This window comes from Nonomuraea spiralis, assembly GCF_014648435.1.
Lineage (GTDB): Bacteria > Actinomycetota > Actinomycetes > Streptosporangiales > Streptosporangiaceae > Nonomuraea > Nonomuraea spiralis.
Genome location: NZ_BMRC01000023.1, coordinates 1 through 16,801 on the forward strand (window position 1 = coordinate 1; position 16,801 = coordinate 16,801).

Here is a 16,801-nt window from a genome sequence, read left to right on the forward strand (position 1 = left end):
CGTGGCCACGCGCTATGACAAACGCGCCTACATCTTCCTCGGCACCGTCACCCTGGCCGCCCTGGCTATCTGGCTCCGGACCTGATCTAAGAAACAGCTCCTAGCCCGCCGACCCGCGCGGCAGCGCGACGATCAGGTCCATCTCCATCACCAGCCCCGGCTTGAACAGCTTCGACACCTCGACGGTCGTGCTGGCCGGGGGAGTGCCGGTGACGTACTGGTCGCGTACGTCCCTGAGTTCGAGGATGTCGTCCATGCCCGTCAGGTACGTCCTGATGAAGGCGACGTCCTGCCAGGTCGCGCCCTGGTCGGCCAGGATGCGCGTGGTGACCGCGAAGATGTGTTCGGCCTGGGTCCTCAGCGAACCCGGGCCGACCACGTCCCCCTGATCGTCGAAGGCGGCCTGGCCGGAGACGTAGAGCATGTCGCCGACCCGCACCGCGTGCGAGTACGCGCCGTTCGTGGCGGGGATCGTGCTCAGGTTCAGCGGCACCGCGCGCCTGGCGACCGCCTCGCCGGCCCGGTCGTCGGCCCGGTCGCCGACGAACTCGGCCACGGCCGTCACGTCGCGGTCGCCCAGTCCGGCCGCCCGCGCGTCCTGGAGCCGCCGCCGGGCGGCCGTGGCCATCGAGGCGCCCTCCCAGGCGGCCAGTTCCAGATCCTTGGCGGCCAGGCCGAGCGCGTACCGGGTCTCGGCCGGGGGTGTGCGCAGCCGTTCGGCCACCTGGCCGACGGGGGTGCCCGCCAGCACGTCGATCAGCGTGTCCCGCTCGACGCCGTGCGCCGCCCCGTACGCCAGGGTCTCGGCCACCAGCACCTGGGCGGGCACGATCGCGCTCATGACGGCGATCTTCATCGCCGCGCCCGAGCCCAGCGGCCCGGTCTCCCGTACGGTGCCGAACACCGACAGCACCTCGCGGCAGCCCGACAGCTCGCCACCGGCCAGCACCACCAGCGTGCCGTCCGCCGCCGGGCCCACGCTGCCCAGCACCGGCGCGTCGACCAGGGCCACCGTCTCCGGCAGCAGCGCGCGCAGCTCGCGCACCGCCTCCGGGCCGATCGTGGACATCTCCACCACCGTCGCACCGGGCCGCAGTCCGGGCAGCGCGGCCGTCAGCACCTCGCGCACCGCCGCCGGATCGCTGAGCATGGTGATCACCAGCTCGGCGCCGTCCACCGCCTCGGCGGCCGTCACGCCGCTCCCGCGCCGCCACGTCGTCACCTTGTGCCCGGCCTCCACGAGTCGCCGGGCCATGGGGACGCCCATGCGTCCCTGTCCAAGAAATGCAATCACGGACCACAGTCAACAGGGATGCGAGGTATTCCACCACCGACTAGATTGCATGGCAGCCATGCGTGACACGAATGCCTTCGATCCCCAGACGCTCCGCCTCTTCGACGAGGTGGCCAGGAGCGGTTCCTTCACGGCCGCCGCCGAGCTGCTCGGCTACACCCAGTCGGCGGTCTCCCGGCGCATCGCCGCGCTGGAACGGGCCGCCGGCGGCCCGCTGTTCGAACGCCTGGCACGCGGCGTACGCCTGACCCCCGCGGGCACGGCCCTGCACCGGCACGCCGTCGCCGTGCTCGACCGGCTGGAACGCGCGGGCGAGGAGCTGGCCGCCATCCACGGCGGCCACGGCGGCACGCTGCGCGCGGGCGCCTTCGCCACAGCGAACGTGGACCTGATGCCGTACACGCTGAAACGCTTCCTGACCCGCCATCCCGGCGTCGAACTGCGGATGACCGAGGGGCTGACGGCCCGGCTCATGGAACGCCTGCACGCCGGGGCGCTCGACGTGGCCGTGGTCAGCGACTACCCGGCCGGTCTGCCCGCCGAGGGCGCCCGGCTCGTGCCGCTGCGCGAGGACCGGCTGTTCGTCGCGCTGCCCGCCGGGCACCGGCTGGCCGCCGAGTCCGACGTGGACCTGCGCGACCTGGCCGGGGAGAGCTGGATCGAGGCCGCGCCGCGCGGCCAGCCGACGCTGCTGGTGGCCGCGGCCGCCGCCGCCGGGTTCACGCCGCGGGGCGGGCTGCGGGTGGCCGAATGGTCGGGGAAGTTCGGGTTCGTCGCCGCCGGGTTCGGGGTGACGCTGGTGCCCGAGCTCGCCGCGCGGGCCGTGCCGCCGGACCTGGTGCTCAAACCGCTGCGCGGCGCCACCCCCGTCCGTACGGTGTACGCCGCCCTTCCCGAGGTTCCGTTGCCCGCCGCGCTGGAACTCGTCGAAATGCTGGGACAATGGGAGGTATGTACGACGGATTCGCCCACTTAAACGGTCTTCTCGCCACGGAACTCCGTGACGTGACGACCGACCTGGCCGTGCTCGACGGCGAGGGCTGGTGGGCTGTCGTCGTCGACTACGAGGGCAAGGTGACCTGCGCCCGCTTCGACCGCGTACGCCCGGCCCCCCTGCCCGAACCCAGGGCCAGTTGGCACGGTCCACATCCCGGCGAGTGGCACACCTCGCTCGACCGCGCCGCCTACGAACGCGGCGTGCGCGCGATCCGCGACCACATCGAGCGGGGTGAGGTCTACCAGGCCAACCTCTGCCGCGTCCTGAGCGCGCCCGTCCCGCCCGGCGCCGACCCGCTCGCGCTGGCCGCCCGGCTGGCCGAGGGCAACCCGGCCCCGTACGCGGCCGTCATCGACGTGCCGGGGCTGAGCGTGGTGTCGGCCTCGCCCGAGCTCTACCTGTCGCGCGACGGCGACGTCGTGGAGTCGGGCCCGATCAAGGGCACCGGCGTGACCGCCGCCGACCTGCTGGAGAAGGACTACGCCGAGAACGTCATGATCGTCGACCTGGTCCGCAACGACCTGGGCAGGGTCGCCGCGGTCGGCTCGGTCGAGGTGCCCTCCTTGTGCGCGGTCGAGGAACATCCCGGCCTCGTCCACCTCGTCTCCACCGTACGGGCCAGGCTCGCGCCGGGGGCGGGCTGGCCGGAGCTGTTCGCCGCCACTTTTCCGCCCGGGTCTGTCACGGGCGCGCCCAAGTCGTCCGCCCTGCGCATCATCAATGAGCTCGAACCGGTACCCCGGGGGCCCTACTGTGGTGCGGTGGGCTGGGTCGACGCCGACCGGGGCAGGGCGGCTCTGGCCGTGGGCATCAGAACATTCTGGATCTCGGCAGGTGAGATCCGCTTCGGCACCGGCGCGGGCATCACGTGGGGCAGCGACCCCGAACGTGAATGGCTGGAGACCGAGCTGAAGGCATCCAGACTCATCTCACTGGCATCTTCAGGAGGAAATCGATGAACATCCCTGTCTGGGTCAACGGAGAGCTGATCGACCCCGCGCAGGCCACCGTCTCGGTGTTCGACCACGGGCTCATGGTCGGCGACGGCGTCTTCGAGACGATCAAGATCGTCGACGGCGAGTCGTTCGCGCTCACCCGGCACCTCGACCGGCTCACGCTCTCGGCCCAGCGCATGGACCTGCCCGAGCCCGACGTCGAGGCGATCGCGGAAGGCGTCGCCAAGTGCCTGGCGGCCGCCCCCGCCTGGACGCTCGGCCGCATCCGCATCACCTACACCAGCGGCCCGGGCCCGCTCGGCTCCGACCGCGGCGACCAGGGCACCACCTCGATCGTCATCGTCGACGAGCAGAAGCCGTTCCCCGACACCGCGAACGTGGCCGTCGTCCCCTGGCCGCGCAACGAGCGCGGCGCGCTGTCCGGCGTCAAGAGCACCTCCTACGGCGACAACGCCAAGGCCCTCCTGCACGCCAAGAGGCAGGGCGCCGGCGAGGCGATCTTCGGCAACCTCGCGGGCGACCTGTGCGAGGGCACCGGCTCCAACATCTTCATCGTGCGCGACGGCCGCCTGATCACCCCCACGCTCGCCTCCGGCTGCCTGGCCGGCGTCACCCGCGCGCTGGTGCTCGAATGGTGCGGCGGCGAGGAGACCGACGTGCCGCTGCAGGCCCTCTACGAGGCCGAGGAGGCCTTCCTCACCTCCACCACCCGCGACATCCAGCCGATCGGCCTCGTCGACGGGACCGCGCTGCCCACAGCCCCCGGCCCGATCACCGCCAAGGCCATGCGGATCTTCGCCGAGCGCGCCGCCGCCGACCTCAACCCGTGACCCGCTGACCACGTGCCCCGCCTTTCCGGCGGGGCGCGTGGCCGGACTCAGTACGACTTCTGCGTCTGGACGTTGAAGTCGTCCATCTTGACCTGCTTGGCCGGGTCGGTGATCGGGTCGTCGATGCGCAGCACGTCCAGGCCCTCGCGGATGTCGCTGGAGTAGATGTAGCCGTTGTAGTAGTAGGCCGACCAGGAGCCCGCCACACCGCCGTCCGGGAACGGGCGGCGTTCGAAGAAGCCGATCTCCTTGGGGGCGGCCGAGTCGGTGAAGTCCCAGATCGACACGCCGCCCTGGTACCACGACTGGACCATGACGTCGCGGCCCTTCACCGGGACGAGCGAGCCGTTGTGGGCCACGCAGTTCTCGTCCTTCTCCTGGTCGCGCGGGATCTTGAAGTAGCCGCGGCGCTCCAGCTTGCCGTTCACCAGGTCGTACACCGCGTCGGCGCCCTTGGTGCGCGGCGTGTTCGCGTCACAGGTGGCCTGCCCGCCGCCGCCCAGTTCGTCACCGAACACGACCTTCGTCGCGTCGTTGTTGAACGTCGCCGAATGCCAGATCTGGAAGTTCTCGGTGTCCCGGATCTGCTGGATCACCCGGGGATTGACCGGGTCGGAGATGTCGAGCAGCACGCCGTCGCCGAAGCAGGCCGCAGCCGCGAGCTTCTTCTCCGGGTAGGCGGTGATGTCGTGGCAGCCCGCGAACATCTCGGTGTTCTGGTGCTGCGGGAAGATGTCCGGCTGGGCCACGACCTTGGCGGACTTGGGGTCGTCGAGCGGGATCTCCACGATCTGGATGTTCTGGTGCGGCGGCCGGCACGTGCTGGAGTCCGGCTCCGGGCCGGGGGAGGAGACGTACACATAGAGCTTGCCGTCGGCGGGCACCATCGTGTGCGTGTGGGACCCGCACTCGGTACGCACCGCGCCCAGGTAGCGCGGGCTCTTCTTGTCGCTGATGTCGAACAGCCGCAGGCCCTCCCAGGTGCGGGCGCTGTCACCGGAGTCGCAGCCCTCGCCGTCGCGCGGCTCGTCGATCGACAGGATCAGCAGGTCGCCGTGCACGCTGACGTCGTTCTGCTGCGCCGGGCAGGACACCTGGCTCACGGTCTTCGGATGCTCCGGGTCGCTGATGTCGTAGATCACGAACCCGGCGAAGTTGCCCACGAACGCGTAGTCGCCCTGGAAGGCCAGATCGGTGTTGAAGTTGTCGCCCCCGGCGAACGGGCCGGAGCGCGGGATGTTGGCCACGTGCTTGACGTTGGGGCTGGTCAGTACGTCACCCGAGCCCGAGACCGTGCCGGACGCCGTGCCTGACGCCGTTTCGCTCTCCTGCGAGGAGGTTGTCCCCGGATCCGCGGCCGAGGGTGGTTCCGCCGCGCACGCCGACGCCAGCAACAGCACCGCGCACAACACCGCTCCGCGCAACTTGGCGAAGATCAACACGCGTCCCCTTTATCTCTCGTGGCTCACTATGGAAGCTATGCCAGCACGTTGGTGGCCGCGTACGGTCTTCATCACAGTTGTGATGACATTTGCGCTTACGGCCTGCTCCGATCCGTCCGACCCTTCCGGGCCGTCCGTCAGGGACGTCCCGGTCGTCGGGACGGACGCCCCCGTGCTGGTGCCCGGCAGCCCCGGGGCCCCCGGCCGTACGGCGACGCCCGGGGAACGTGTCGGCCCGAGCCCGGCCCCGACCGTCGCCGCCGACGTACGCTTCGCCGAGGCGATGATCCCGCACCACCGGCAGGCGCTGGAGATGACCTCCATGGTCGAGGCGCGTACGACCACCCCGGTCATCCGCGCCTTCGCCCGCTCGATCACCGCCGCCCAGACCCCCGAGATCAGGGCCATGACCACCTGGCTCGCCGAACTCGGCCGCCCCGCCCCCGCCGCGCACGCCCACGACGCGGCGGCCGCCGGCTACGGGATGGCCTCGGAGCAGGAGCTGAACGCGCTCCGGTCGGCCAAGGGCGGCGACTTCGACCGGATGTTCCTGCGCCTGATGACCCGCCACCACCAGGGGGCGGTGAAAATGGCGGGGGAGGAGCTGGCGGGCGGCCGCGACTACCGCATGCGCCTGCTGGCCAGAGACGTCTATTCCGGCCAGAGCATCGAGATCGGACGCATGCGCCAGGCCCTGGACGCGCTCCCGTCCTGACGCATGACGAAGCCCCGGCGCCGGGGTGGACGCCGAGGCTTCGGACAAGCGCGATCAGGACGGCCAGAGCATGTTCGTCAGCTCGGCGTCCAGGTCCATGTAGTCGGTCTCGCGCCCCGCCGGCACCTTCTCGTACGTACGGTGCAGGAACTCCGTCAGGGGAGCCAGCGGCACTTCGAAGAGCGCCTGCCCGAACGGTGAGGTGAGGCTGATGTGCAGGGTGCGCTCGCCGTCGGCGCGTGCGGGCCACACCTGCACGTCGCCGTCGCCGACCCGCCGCACGATGCCTACGGTCAGCAGTTCACGAGCAAAGATCCACTCGACCGGCTCGTCGTTCCCTACGTGGAAGGCCATGCGGATGGCGTACGGATCGTCGGCTGTGTAGCTCAGTCCGGCGAGCAGGGGGACGGTAGTACGGTCGGGGACCACTAGCCGAAGGCCAAGCTCGGCGGAGACGGTGGTGCTGTTCATCGTCAGCCAAACCTTTTCGTCGTAGGTCCCCTCTTCGGGGCTTTCACTGCTCTGACGGACTTCGTCCTGAGCTATGACGCGGAACGAAGAAACCTGTAGGAAAGATTCCGCCTCAAGGGCCTTCTGTAACACACATCACAGCTGGACATTTAGGCATCTACCTGGCTAAACGGCATCAATCGGGTCGTATTTGCGAGGGTTTTGCTGTTGTAGAGCCTGCCCCGGCTGACGTGACCAAGAACGTTTCTACCCGAAAAGATCGCGATCGGTGCCTTCCGGAACACGACGATGGTATGCCACCGACCCGCCATGCCGGTGGGCAACCGCCGCCTTTCGCACGAATCCCTCCCAGCCGGAGCTCCCGAAGATCACCCCGCGAGGCTCCGTTTCGCCAGCACCCCCCAGAGTGCGGTATGGTTTTCCCCGTCAGCACCGCAAGGCGCCGACAGGGCGGGCGATTAGCTCAGCGGGAGAGCGCTTCGTTCACACCGAAGAGGTCACTGGTTCGATCCCAGTATCGCCCACCACGGTCAAGGGCCACATCCCAATACGGGAAGTGGCCCTTTTGATCTTTAGGGAGACTAACTGAGTGACTGTCCCGCTTCGGGGGGCGTCACCAGGAAGTGTCTGTCCATGCAGTCGCGGCTTGTTCTGAATGACGGTGGGGTCACCGTCTGTGGGTCGTAGTGAATGCGATGCTGTGCCCGCATCTCCGGCGTCCAGTCGATGCCGATCGGGCCGGCCTGGGTGATCATCCGGTGGAGTTCGGCCCGGGCCGCTGGATCAGCCAGGCCGGCTGGCCGGCGCCGGCGCGGAAGGTGATCCTTCGACCCCAGCGGGACGGCTCCCTGGGCCGCGAGCCCTCGACCGGCACCGGCGGCTACCTCGACACCCAGCAGACCGAGATCGCGATGGCCGGCGACCCGCCACCGCCGACCCGAACCGGCTGGCCTTCCTGACCCCGCCGCTGAAGAACGCGGTCCGGCTGTCCGGGACGCCGTCGGTGAGCCTCAAGGTCGAACTTGACAAACCGACCGCGAACCTGGGCGTCCTGCTCGTCGACTACGGCACCGACACCCGCATCGACTACCGCGAACGCTCCGCGACGTCCGCGGAAGGACTGAAGGTCATCGGCGGCAAGGACTGCGTCGGACAGGGTACGGCCGACGACGACGGCTGCTACACCAGGGCCGGCGACAACACGGCGGTCTCCGGCTTCAACGTGGTCTCGCGCGGGATCCTGGACGCGCAGAACCACAGGTCGCTCAGCCGCTCGACCCCGCTGACGCCCGGCAGGCCGTACCGGATCAGCTGGAAGATGTTGCCGCAGGACTACGAGTTCAAGGCGGGACACCGGCTCGGCCTGGTGCTGACCGGCACCAACGCCGACCTTCTCCAGGAGCCCGACCTCGAACCCGGCACCGGGACCAGGGTCACGGTCGACCTGGCCAGCACCTCGATCTCGCTGCCGCTGGTCACCGGCACGACCATCGGGTGACCTGAGCGCCGAGCGTCGAGCGCCGGACGGGGACCGGCGCTCGGCTGCCGGCGCTCGTGACGCACCGGACAGCGGCCCGGGCCGATCGGCGCGGCGAAGTGTGCGGTCACTGGTGGGGGATGTCCACGCCGGCGGCCCGGAGCTTCGCCTCGACCAGCGCGGTCAGCCGGGCCATGGCCGGTGCCGCCTGGTCCTCGCCGTGGTGGTTGAGCAGGCCGTACCGGGTGGTGTCGGCGCGGGCCCGCAGGCGTTTCGAGGTCGCGAGCAACGCGGGGTTGGCGAGGAACCGCTCGGCCACGGCGGTCGCGAGCTCCTCGATACGGGGGTCGTCGGGCGCCAGGTCCTTGGCGGCCCAGCATTCCTTGTTCAGGTCGACGAACCGGGTGTCGTCGAGGGCGCGCTCGGCCTCGCCGAGGTAGTCGTCGAAGTCGTCGGGGACCAGGGCCCTGGTCAGCACCATGCCCTCGCGGTAGGCCGCCACCTCGTCCGGGGTGAAGCCGAGGCCGGCGGCCCGGTCCAGCAGCGCGCAGGCCCGGTCGGGCAACAGGGTCCGGTCGCCGTTGGCCAGCCGGTCCAGCAGGTCGCGGCGGGCGATCAGCTCGTCGATGCGTTCGGTCATCCGCCGTTTGACCTCGGCCAGGTCGGTGGCGAAGTGTCGCGGATCGGCGGCGAGCAGCGGGCCGATCCCGGACAGCGGTACGCCGGCCTCGGCCAGCGTACGGACCTGGATCAGCCGCAGCAGCTCCGACGATCCGTAGCGACGGTAGCCGGAGCTGTCGCGCAGCGGTTCGTCGACCAGGCCGAGCCGGTGGTAGTGACGTATCGTCTTGATCGTGACGCCGGCGTAGGCCGCCGCCTGGCCGATCGTGACACCGCTCATCATGGTTCTCTGCGACCTTCGCGGGTGAGGGCGGCGAGCGCGCGGGTGGTCTCGGCGATCGCGTGGAAGTCCTTGCGTACGATCGAGCCGTGGTTGCCGCCGACCTTGGCGGCGATCGCCAGGTTCGGGTTGCGGGCGAGCACCGGGTTGATCGTGAGGCGCATCTGCGCCTGTTCGTCGTTCTTGCTGCCCAAGGCCTCCCCCGAGGCGACCACGTAGCGGAGCGGGACCGTGAGGCCGTCGAGGATCGGTTCGAGGGCGGCGTGCAGGAGGTGGGCCTCGATGCTGACCTCGGCGTGCTGCTCGGCGCTCATCCGCGCGGCGTTGCCGGCGAGACGGGCGATCGGCAACGCCCAGCGGTACGTGCGGAACAGCCGCCGGATGCGTTCGTGACCGGCCTCGTCGGTCCAGCCGGCCGGGTACGGGCCGTCCACGCCGACGACGCCGGCGACGCGGTCCGGGTGCCTGGCCGCCCAGTGCACGCCGAGCAGCGCGCCGTACGACCAGCCCACCAGCAGCGGCCGCTCCAGCCCTCTGGCCTTCAGCACGGCGTCGAGATCCCGGACGCAGGCCTCGAAGGAGTAGTCGGCCGATCTCTTCGACCTGCCGCGCGCCCGCTCGTCGTAGGTGATGTGCCGCCACCGCGGGCCCAGGTCGTCGATGACCGGGCGCCAGTGACGCTGACTGGCGTAGGAGCCGTTCAGGTAGACCACGGGGGTGCCGGTGCCGCCGGTGTCGGTCACGGCCAGGGCGGTGTCCTCCACCGGCAGCATGCCACTCCAGGCTGAATGAGTCGTGTTCGAGTTCGTCATGGCACCACGGTCGGGCTTGACCTTGGGTCAATGTCAACCGCGGCTGCGCGGGCTCCGGTGCGACGGCGACGAAGGGCCGGTCACCGGAGGGTCCGCGGGTCGTTTCTACCGTTCCGTACCGCCGTTGTCACCAGGGCCGGTCCCGGCCGCCCACCAGGTCAGGTTGGCGGCGGCCTGGGACACCGGTTCGATGATCTCCCACGCCTCGGCGATCAGCCCGTCGTCCAGCCGCCAGATGTCGACGACCACGATCTCCGGACCGCCGCCGGGCGCCCGGCGGCGCGAGTGCATCACGACGTGATCGCCGTCGGCCAGCACGTGGTCGATCTCCACGGCCATGCCGGCCAGCGGAACCAGCGCGGCGCGTACGGCGTCGAGCCATTCGGCCTTGGTCGAGGCCGTCGAATCGGGCCGGTGATGGACGAAGTCGTCGCTCAGCAGCGGCGCGAGCGCGTCGACGTCACCCGTCCCGACGAGTTCGGTCAGGGCCCGCTGGACGATGGCCTTGTTGTCGGTTGTCGCATTGTCGGTCGTCATGGAGAGCAGTGTTTCCGGCGCGGCGGAGGATGTCGATGAAAGGGGATTTCATGGCGAGTAGCATCGGCGGCCATGAACAGCATCGGGGAGATGTTGCGGCAATGGCGGCACCGCCGGCGGCTCAGCCAGCTCGACCTCGCGATCGCCGCCGACGTCTCGGCCCGTCACGTGAGCCTGGTGGAGACCGGCAAGTCCAACCCGAGCGCCGACATGATCCTGCGGCTCGCCGACCAGCTTGAGGTCCCGTTGCGGGAGCGCAACCGGCTGCTGCTCGCCGCCGGCTTCGCCCCCCGTTACACCGAACGTCCGCTCGGCACGGGCACGCTGTCCACGGCCGGGGACGCGATCGCGCGGGTGCTGCGCGCCCACGAACCGTACCCGGCGGTGGTGCTCGACCGCCGGTGGAACATCGTGATGAGCAACCGCGCCCTCGACGCGTTCCTCGTGGACGTCGCGCCCGACCTGCTGCGGCCGCCGGTCAACATCGTGCGGCTGGGGCTGGGCCGCGGCGGGCTCGCTCCCCGGATCGTCAACCTGGCAGAGGTACGCGCGGTGTTGCGCGCCCGGATCTCGCGCCAGCTCGCCATCGCCCCCGACGCCGAGCTGCACGCGATCTACGAGGAACTGCTCGCGCCCGGCGCCGACGAGACGAGCCGGCCGGTCGAGTCCGAGGTCACCATTCCGATGATCTTCCGGTTCGGCGACCTCGAACTGCGGCTGTTCTCGACCACCACCACGTTCGGCACCCCGCTGGACATCACGCTGGACGAGATCTCGATCGAGTCGTACTACCCGGCCGACGCGGAGACGGCCGCCTACTTCGAGACGTTCGAGGGGACGCTCGAAGGGACATTCGAGGGGAGGTTCGAGGGGAGGTTCGAGGCGGGCGGGGTTCGACCGGGCTTTGAGGGTTTCTAGGCCGCCTTCACAGCGGTCTCGGGCGGAAGTCTCCGGGGCTGGTTCAACGACAGCCTTGACGTATGAGCGCTGAGGACGACGCTCCGCGTTCACAGAACGATCAAGGCGATCGATGTGCCCGAATTCAGGAGACAGCATGACCGATGCCCCGCCGGAAACGACGATCTTCCCGATGCCCCGCGCGGCCGGCCGCCCGTTCGACCCGGCCCCGGAGCTGGCCCGCCGTAGCAAGGAGGAGCCGGTCTCGCGGGTACGCCTGTGGGACGGCACCACTCCGTGGCTGGTCACCGCGTACGAGGACGTCCGCGCGGTGCTCGCCGACCCGCGCGTCGGCGTGGACGTCGCCGAGCCCGGCTTCCCGCACACCAACGCGGTGAGCAAGGCCCGCGACGCGCGGATGAAGACCCTGATGCAGATGGACGCGCCGGAGCACACCGCGCACCGGCGGCTGCTGACCGCCGACTTCATGGTCAAGAAGATGGAGGCGCTGCGGCCCAGGATCCAGCGCGTCGTCGACGACCTCATCGACGACCTGCTCGCCGGGCCGAACCCGGCCGACCTGGTCGAGGCGCTCGCGCTGCCGGTCCCGTCGCTGGTGATCTGCGAACTGCTCGGCGTGCCGTACGCGGACCGGGCCTTCTTCCAGCGGGTGGCGGGCGAGCTGGTCATGGACGAGGGCGACCCGGCACGGGCCCTGGCCGCCGGCGAGGAGCTGAACGCCTACCTGGAGGCGCTGGTGGCGGCGAAGAGCGCCGACCCGGGCGAGGACGTCCTCAGCCGGCTGGCCGTGGAGCAGTACGGGACGGGCGCGATGACCCTGCGGGAGATCGCCACCATGGGCCAGCTCCTGCTGGTGGCCGGGCACGACACCACCGCGAACATGATCGCGCTCGGCACGGCCGCGCTGCTGGCGAACCCCGGCCAGCTCGCGGCGGTACGCGACGGCGACCCGGCGCTGGTGGCCAACGCCGTCGAGGAGCTCCTGCGCTACCTGTCCATCACCCACACCGAGGCCCGCCGCGTCGCGCGCGAGGACCTGGAGATCGGCGGCCGGCTGATCCGCAAGGGCGAGGGCATCGTCGTGGTGAAGAGCACCGCCAACCGGGATCCGTCGGCCTTCCCCGACCCCGACGTGCTCGACGTCCGCCGCCGGGTACGCCACCACGTCGCCTTCGGCTACGGCGTCCACCAGTGTCTGGGCCAGCCGCTGGCCCGGGTGGAACTGCAGGTCGTCTACGGCACCCTCTACCGGCGTATCCCCACGCTGGCACTGGCCACGCCTCCGTCGGAGCTGGCGTTCAAGCAGCAGGCCGTCTTCTACGGCGTCCGCGAACTGCCCGTCACCTGGTGATCGAGCGAAGGAGAGTCAAGCCCATGAAGGTCACCGTGGACCAGGACGCCTGCACCGGTTCGGGCCAGTGCGTCCTCATCGCCCCCGGCGTGTTCGACCAGCGCGACGAGGACGGCATCGTCGTACTCCTGGAGGACCACCCCGAACCGGGACTGCTGGCCGACGTCGGCGAGGCCGCCCGGATCTGCCCGGCCCTCGCGATCACCCTGACCGCCACGCCGACCGCGCCGTGAGCGGGCCCGCCCGGATCGTGGTCGTGGGCGCCTCGGCGGCGGGTCTGGCCGCCGCCGAGGCCCTGCGCCGCGACGGCTTCACCGGCTCGCTGACCCTGGTCGGCGCGGAGCGGCGCGAGCCCTACGACCGGCCGCCGCTGTCCAAGCAGATCCTGCGCGGCCGGTGGGAGCCCGGCCGCGTGACGTTACGCCGCCACGACGCCCGCGCCGCGCTCGCGGCCGACTGGCGGCTCGGCGTCGCCGCCACCGCCCTCGACACCGGCGCCCGCGAACTCGCCCTCTCCGACGGCGGCGTCCTGCCGTACGACGGGCTGGTGATCGCCACCGGGGTCGTCCCGCGACGGCTGCCGTCGGGACACGGGCTCGGCGGGGTGCACGTGCTGCGCACCCTCGACGACGCCCTCGCCCTGCGGGAGGGGCTGCTCGCCGCCCGGTCGGCGGTCGTCGTCGGCGCGGGCTTCCTCGGCTCGGAGGTCGCCGCCGTCGCCCGGGAGCTCGGCCTGGACGTCACCCTGGTCGACCCGCTGCCCGCGCCGATGATCGGCCCGCTCGGCGACCAGGTGGCCCACCTGCTCGCCGGCCTGCACGTACGGCACGGCGTCCGCCTCCACCTCGGCACCCTGGTCACCGGCCTGTCCGGCCGCGACGGCCGGGTCGACGGCGTGGACCTGGACGGCGGCGTCCACGTCCCGGCCGACCTGGTGCTCGTGGCCGTCGGCTCGGAGCCCGCGGTCGGCTGGTTGTCCGGCAGCGGCCTGGACCTGGGGGACGGCGTGGAGTGCGACCACCGGTGCCGGGCCGCTCCCGGCGTGGTGGCCGCCGGCGACGTCGCCTCCTGGCGGCACCCCCGCTTCGGGCGCCTGCGCGTCGAGCACCGGCTGAACGCCACCGAGCAGGGCACGGCCGCCGCCCGTACGCTCCTGGGAGGCACCGCCGCCTTCGCCCCCGTGCCCTACTTCTGGACCGACCAGTACGACGTGAAGATCCAGGCGTACGGCCTCACCGGCGGCGCGGCCCGCTTCCAGATCGTCGCCGGGGACCCAGCGAGCGGCCGGTTCGCCGGCCTGTACGGCACGGACGGGCACGTCACCGGCGCCATGACCTGGAACCTGCCCAGGCAGGCCCGCGAGCTCCGCCGCCACGTCGCCGAAGGGACCCCGTGGCGGCAGGCCCTCCGCGAGGCCGCCACCGGCTGACCGCGCCTCAGCGGAGGTAGGAGGCGCCGTTCAGGTCGAGGACGGTGCCGCTGGCCCATTCGGCCGCAGGGGAGGCCAGGTAGAGCACCGCGGCGGCGATCTCGTCCGGCTCCCCGACCCGGCCGAACGGGCTCTGCGCGCGGATGGCGTCCCCGAGGGGTGGCTTGAGGTATTCGGTGGTCATCTCGGTCGCCACGAATCCCGGGGCAACCGAGGCGACCGCGATGCCGTGGGGTGCGAGCGCCACCGCCAGCGACTGGCTCATAGCGTTCAGGCCCGCCTTGCTGGCGCCGTAGCCGGGGGCGTCGGGCTCGCCGCGGAAGGCGCCGCGGGAGCTGACGTTCACGATGCGGCCGCCGGCGCGCATGTGCCGCAGCGCGCACCAGGTGAGGTTGGCCGCGCCCATCAGGTTGACCTCGAACGCCTCCCGCCAGGCGGCCTGCCACTCCTCGTACGACGTGCCGGTGATGGGGTGGAGATGGTAGACCCCGGCGTTGTTGACCAGGACGTCGATCCCGCCCAGCGCCCCGGCGACCTCGTCGGCCATGCGCCGCACGCCCTCGGGATCGGCCAGATCGGCCTGGACGACGACATGGCCCGAGCCCGCCAGCCCGGCCAGCACGCCCTCGGCCGCCCGCGCCGAGTCGCGATGGTGGACGGCGACCCGGTCGCCCTGAGCGGCGAACGCCGTGGCGACCGCCCTCCCGATGCCTTTGGAGGCTCCTGTCACGAGTACCGCGCGCCCGTTCACCCGCCGCACGCTAGCAGGAGGCCGATCTTCGGCGAACGGCGGGGAGTGGGGTGATCATCCGCCGTGTCCGGCCCAAGGGCCGGGTCATCCGCCGTGTTCGGCCCAGTCGTGCAGGGCGTCGGCGGGGCCGGAGGCGTCCAGGTTGAGCGCCGCCTCGATCAGCGCCAGATGCGTGAACGCCTGCGGGTAGTTCCCCACCATGTGCCCGTCGCCGGTCATCTCCTCGGCGAACAGCCCGAGCGGCTCGGCCCGCGCGCACAACGTGTCGAACCGGTCGCGGGCCTCGGCCGTCCGCCCGGCCAGCACCAGCGCCGACACCATCTCGAACGAGCACATCAGGAACGCCCCCTCCGGCCCGCCCACCCCGTCGCGGGTGGCCTCGGGGTCGTAGCGGTGCACGAGGGCGCCGCCCTCGCCCAGGCGCGACTGGATGTGGTCGAGGGTGCCGAGCACGCGGGGGTCGTCGCCGTCCAGGAAGCCGAGCAGCGGCAGCCGCAGCAGCGAGCCGTCGGCCTGTTCGGAGCCGTAGGACTGGGTGAAGGCGCCCACGTCGGCGTTGTAGCCGCGCTCCAGCAGCTCGGCGCGGACGGCCTCGCGTTCGGCCCGCCACTCCGCGAGAGGCAGGCCAGGCTCGCCGGTCGCCTCCGCCAGCCGGACCGCGCGGTCGAAGCAGACCCAGGCGTACAGCTTGGAGTAGGTCCAGTGGCGTTCGCCGCCGCGCGCCTCCCAGATGCCCGCGTCCGGCGCCCGCCACCGGGCGCGGGCCTGCTCCACGAGCCGCCACAACACCGGTCCGCCGGGCGGCTCGCCGGTCACCGCGTGGTAGGCCATGGCCGCGTCGAGGATGTGGCCGTAGCTGTCGAGCTGGTGCTGCCCGGCGGCGCCGTTGCCGATCCGCACCGGACGCGAGCCCGCGTACCCCTCCAGATGGCCGAGCACGGTCTCGCCGGCGACCGGCCCGCCGTCGACGGAGAACACCGGCGGCACGTCGTCCTGGTGGATCGCGCACTGCCCGAGCAGGAACGCCAGGTACCGGCCCGCCTCCTCGCGGTGGCCGAGCCGCAGCAGCGCCAGCACCATGAGGGCCGCGTCGCGGTGCCACACGTAGCGGTAGTCCCAGTTGCGCGGCCCGCCGGGCCACTCCGGCAGCGACGTCGTGGGCGCCGCGAGCAGCCCGCCGCTCTCGTCGAACAGCAGCCCGCGCAGCACGACCGCGCTGTGCCGCACCTGCCGCGCCCCCACCCCGTCGTACGCCGAGCGCGCCGACCACGACCGCCACGACCGCACGGTCTCCTCCAGCAGCCGGGCGGGATCGCGGACCGGCGCGAGCCCCTGGCCGGCGTAGTCGAGCGCGATCGCCCACGACTCGCCCTCGCCGAGCGTGGTCTCGGCCTCCGGCGCGGGCGTGCCGGTCAGCAGCAGCCCCGACTCCTCGGCCAGCACGCCGTCGCGCGCACTCCAGCGGGCCTCGCGGGTGGCGTAGTCGGGCCTGGCCAGCACCCGGGAGCGCACCACCGCCCGCCCGCGCTCGCACCTGGCCCACCGCACCAGCATCCGGACGGGCACGAGACCGTCGCCGCCCGACTCCGGCAGCGCGGTGGCGAAGAAGTCGTGCACCACGACCTCGCACTCGCGGCCGGTCCAGCGGGTGCGCAATACGAGCGTCTCCTCGACGTAGCCGCGCCCGTCCACCCGCGCGCCCGCCACGTCGAGCTCCCACGCGCCGCCGAGCCGCCGGTCCAGGACCCGCGCGAACACGCTCGGGCCGTCGAAGCGCGGCGCGCACATCCACTCCACCGCCCCGCCGGGCGCGACGAGCGCCGCCGTGTGGCAGTCCGACAGGAACGCGTACGTCCCGATCGGCGGAAATCCCCCGGCCATGCGTGAACCCCGTACTCCCTCATCGCGCCCCCCGTGCCG

General features: G+C 71.7%; 18 protein-coding genes, 1 tRNA gene and 1 pseudogene. 12 read left to right on the forward strand and 8 right to left on the reverse strand.

Translation table 11 applies throughout. The features are described from left to right. Nucleotides 1-85, forward strand: a pseudogene (locus IEZ27_RS54425) (IS5/IS1182 family transposase); the annotation flags it as partial. 15 nt (nt 86-100) lie between these two features. Here IEZ27_RS54425 and IEZ27_RS39150 read toward each other — a convergent pair. Then, on the reverse strand, nt 101-1,294 hold the full coding sequence (locus tag IEZ27_RS39150; protein ID WP_189651901.1) for an NAD(P)-binding domain-containing protein: 1,194 nt from the start codon (nt 1,292-1,294) through the stop codon (nt 101-103). 58 nt (nt 1,295-1,352) lie between these two features. Here IEZ27_RS39150 and IEZ27_RS39155 point away from each other — a divergent pair, with 58 nt between their 5' ends. From IEZ27_RS39155 to IEZ27_RS39165, 3 genes are read left to right on the forward strand one after another with little or no spacing between them, the layout of a single operon-like run. Then, nucleotides 1,353-2,270 carry a LysR family transcriptional regulator gene (locus IEZ27_RS39155; RefSeq protein WP_229824753.1) on the forward strand — a complete coding sequence of 306 codons (918 nt, stop codon included), beginning with the start codon at nt 1,353-1,355 and terminating at the stop codon, nt 2,268-2,270. After that, on the forward strand, nt 2,246-3,250 hold the full coding sequence (locus tag IEZ27_RS39160; RefSeq protein ID WP_189651903.1) for a chorismate-binding protein: 1,005 nt from the start codon (nt 2,246-2,248) through the stop codon (nt 3,248-3,250). Before IEZ27_RS39155 ends, IEZ27_RS39160 begins: the two co-directional genes overlap by 25 nt. Next, nucleotides 3,247-4,077 (forward strand): aminotransferase class IV, encoded by an 831-nt coding sequence (locus tag IEZ27_RS39165; protein ID WP_185844692.1) that lies wholly within the window; start codon nt 3,247-3,249, stop codon nt 4,075-4,077. Before IEZ27_RS39160 ends, IEZ27_RS39165 begins: the two co-directional genes overlap by 4 nt. 47 nt (nt 4,078-4,124) lie before the next feature. Here IEZ27_RS39165 and IEZ27_RS39170 read toward each other — a convergent pair whose 3' ends face one another. Next, complete coding sequence (locus IEZ27_RS39170) at nt 4,125-5,516, reverse strand: LVIVD repeat-containing protein (RefSeq protein ID WP_189652004.1); 1,392 nt, start codon at nt 5,514-5,516, stop codon at nt 4,125-4,127. A gap of 85 nt (nt 5,517-5,601) precedes the next feature. On the opposite strand from IEZ27_RS39170, the gene IEZ27_RS39175 reads away from it, so the two are divergent. Next, complete coding sequence (locus tag IEZ27_RS39175; RefSeq protein ID WP_189651904.1) at nt 5,602-6,234, forward strand: DUF305 domain-containing protein; 633 nt, start codon at nt 5,602-5,604, stop codon at nt 6,232-6,234. A 54-nt stretch (nt 6,235-6,288) separates the two neighbouring features. Here the strand turns inward: IEZ27_RS39175 and IEZ27_RS39180 are convergent, their stop codons facing one another. Then, nucleotides 6,289-6,705 (reverse strand): SsgA family sporulation/cell division regulator, encoded by a 417-nt coding sequence (locus IEZ27_RS39180; protein ID WP_103958541.1) that lies wholly within the window; start codon nt 6,703-6,705, stop codon nt 6,289-6,291. 452 nt (nt 6,706-7,157) lie between these two features. Here IEZ27_RS39180 and IEZ27_RS39185 point away from each other — a divergent pair. The 3 genes from IEZ27_RS39185 (at nt 7,158) to IEZ27_RS39190 (ending at nt 8,203) form a co-directional block, all read left to right on the forward strand. After that, a tRNA-Val gene (locus tag IEZ27_RS39185) sits at nt 7,158-7,232 on the forward strand. A gap of 231 nt (nt 7,233-7,463) precedes the next feature. Then, on the forward strand, nt 7,464-7,664 hold the full coding sequence (locus IEZ27_RS54430) for a hypothetical protein (RefSeq protein WP_229824754.1): 201 nt from the start codon (nt 7,464-7,466) through the stop codon (nt 7,662-7,664). Beyond that, complete coding sequence (locus tag IEZ27_RS39190; RefSeq protein ID WP_379478629.1) at nt 7,652-8,203, forward strand: CocE/NonD family hydrolase C-terminal non-catalytic domain-containing protein; 552 nt, start codon at nt 7,652-7,654, stop codon at nt 8,201-8,203. Before IEZ27_RS54430 ends, IEZ27_RS39190 begins: the two co-directional genes overlap by 13 nt. 106 nt (nt 8,204-8,309) lie before the next feature. Here the strand turns inward: IEZ27_RS39190 and IEZ27_RS39195 are convergent, their stop codons facing one another. The 3 genes from IEZ27_RS39195 to IEZ27_RS39205 all read right to left on the reverse strand — a co-directional run bounded on the left by IEZ27_RS39195 (nt 8,310) and on the right by IEZ27_RS39205 (nt 10,432). Then, nucleotides 8,310-9,086 carry a MerR family transcriptional regulator gene (locus IEZ27_RS39195; RefSeq protein ID WP_189651905.1) on the reverse strand — a complete coding sequence of 259 codons (777 nt, stop codon included), beginning with the start codon at nt 9,084-9,086 and terminating at the stop codon, nt 8,310-8,312. Next, nucleotides 9,083-9,856: an alpha/beta fold hydrolase gene (locus IEZ27_RS39200; RefSeq protein WP_229824755.1), complete on the reverse strand. Its 774-nt coding sequence runs from the start codon at nt 9,854-9,856 to the stop codon at nt 9,083-9,085. The genes IEZ27_RS39195 and IEZ27_RS39200 overlap by 4 nt, the downstream gene beginning before the upstream one ends. Nucleotides 9,857-10,000: 144 nt before the next feature. After that, the gene (locus tag IEZ27_RS39205) at nt 10,001-10,432 is read right to left on the reverse strand and encodes a nuclear transport factor 2 family protein (RefSeq protein ID WP_189651907.1); all 432 of its coding nucleotides are present in this window, start codon (nt 10,430-10,432) and stop codon (nt 10,001-10,003) included. A 72-nt stretch (nt 10,433-10,504) separates the two neighbouring features. Here IEZ27_RS39205 and IEZ27_RS39210 point away from each other — a divergent pair, with 72 nt between their 5' ends. The 4 genes from IEZ27_RS39210 (at nt 10,505) to IEZ27_RS39225 (ending at nt 14,130) form a co-directional block, all read left to right on the forward strand. Then, nucleotides 10,505-11,350 (forward strand): helix-turn-helix domain-containing protein, encoded by an 846-nt coding sequence (locus IEZ27_RS39210; protein ID WP_189651908.1) that lies wholly within the window; start codon nt 10,505-10,507, stop codon nt 11,348-11,350. 136 nt (nt 11,351-11,486) lie between these two features. Then, the gene (locus tag IEZ27_RS39215; RefSeq protein ID WP_189651909.1) at nt 11,487-12,701 is read left to right on the forward strand and encodes a cytochrome P450; all 1,215 of its coding nucleotides are present in this window, start codon (nt 11,487-11,489) and stop codon (nt 12,699-12,701) included. 23 nt (nt 12,702-12,724) lie between these two features. Continuing rightward, the gene (locus IEZ27_RS39220) at nt 12,725-12,934 is read left to right on the forward strand and encodes a ferredoxin (RefSeq protein ID WP_189651910.1); all 210 of its coding nucleotides are present in this window, start codon (nt 12,725-12,727) and stop codon (nt 12,932-12,934) included. Beyond that, nucleotides 12,931-14,130, forward strand: a complete 1,200-nt coding sequence (locus IEZ27_RS39225; protein WP_189651911.1) for an NAD(P)/FAD-dependent oxidoreductase — start codon at nt 12,931-12,933, stop codon at nt 14,128-14,130. The genes IEZ27_RS39220 and IEZ27_RS39225 overlap by 4 nt, the downstream gene beginning before the upstream one ends. Nucleotides 14,131-14,137: 7 nt before the next feature. Here IEZ27_RS39225 and IEZ27_RS39230 read toward each other — a convergent pair whose 3' ends face one another. Continuing rightward, complete coding sequence (locus IEZ27_RS39230) at nt 14,138-14,881, reverse strand: SDR family NAD(P)-dependent oxidoreductase (RefSeq protein WP_189651912.1); 744 nt, start codon at nt 14,879-14,881, stop codon at nt 14,138-14,140. An 84-nt stretch (nt 14,882-14,965) separates the two neighbouring features. Further along, the gene (locus tag IEZ27_RS39235; protein ID WP_189651913.1) at nt 14,966-16,762 is read right to left on the reverse strand and encodes a glycoside hydrolase family 15 protein; all 1,797 of its coding nucleotides are present in this window, start codon (nt 16,760-16,762) and stop codon (nt 14,966-14,968) included. Nucleotides 16,763-16,801: the final 39 nt, after the last annotated feature.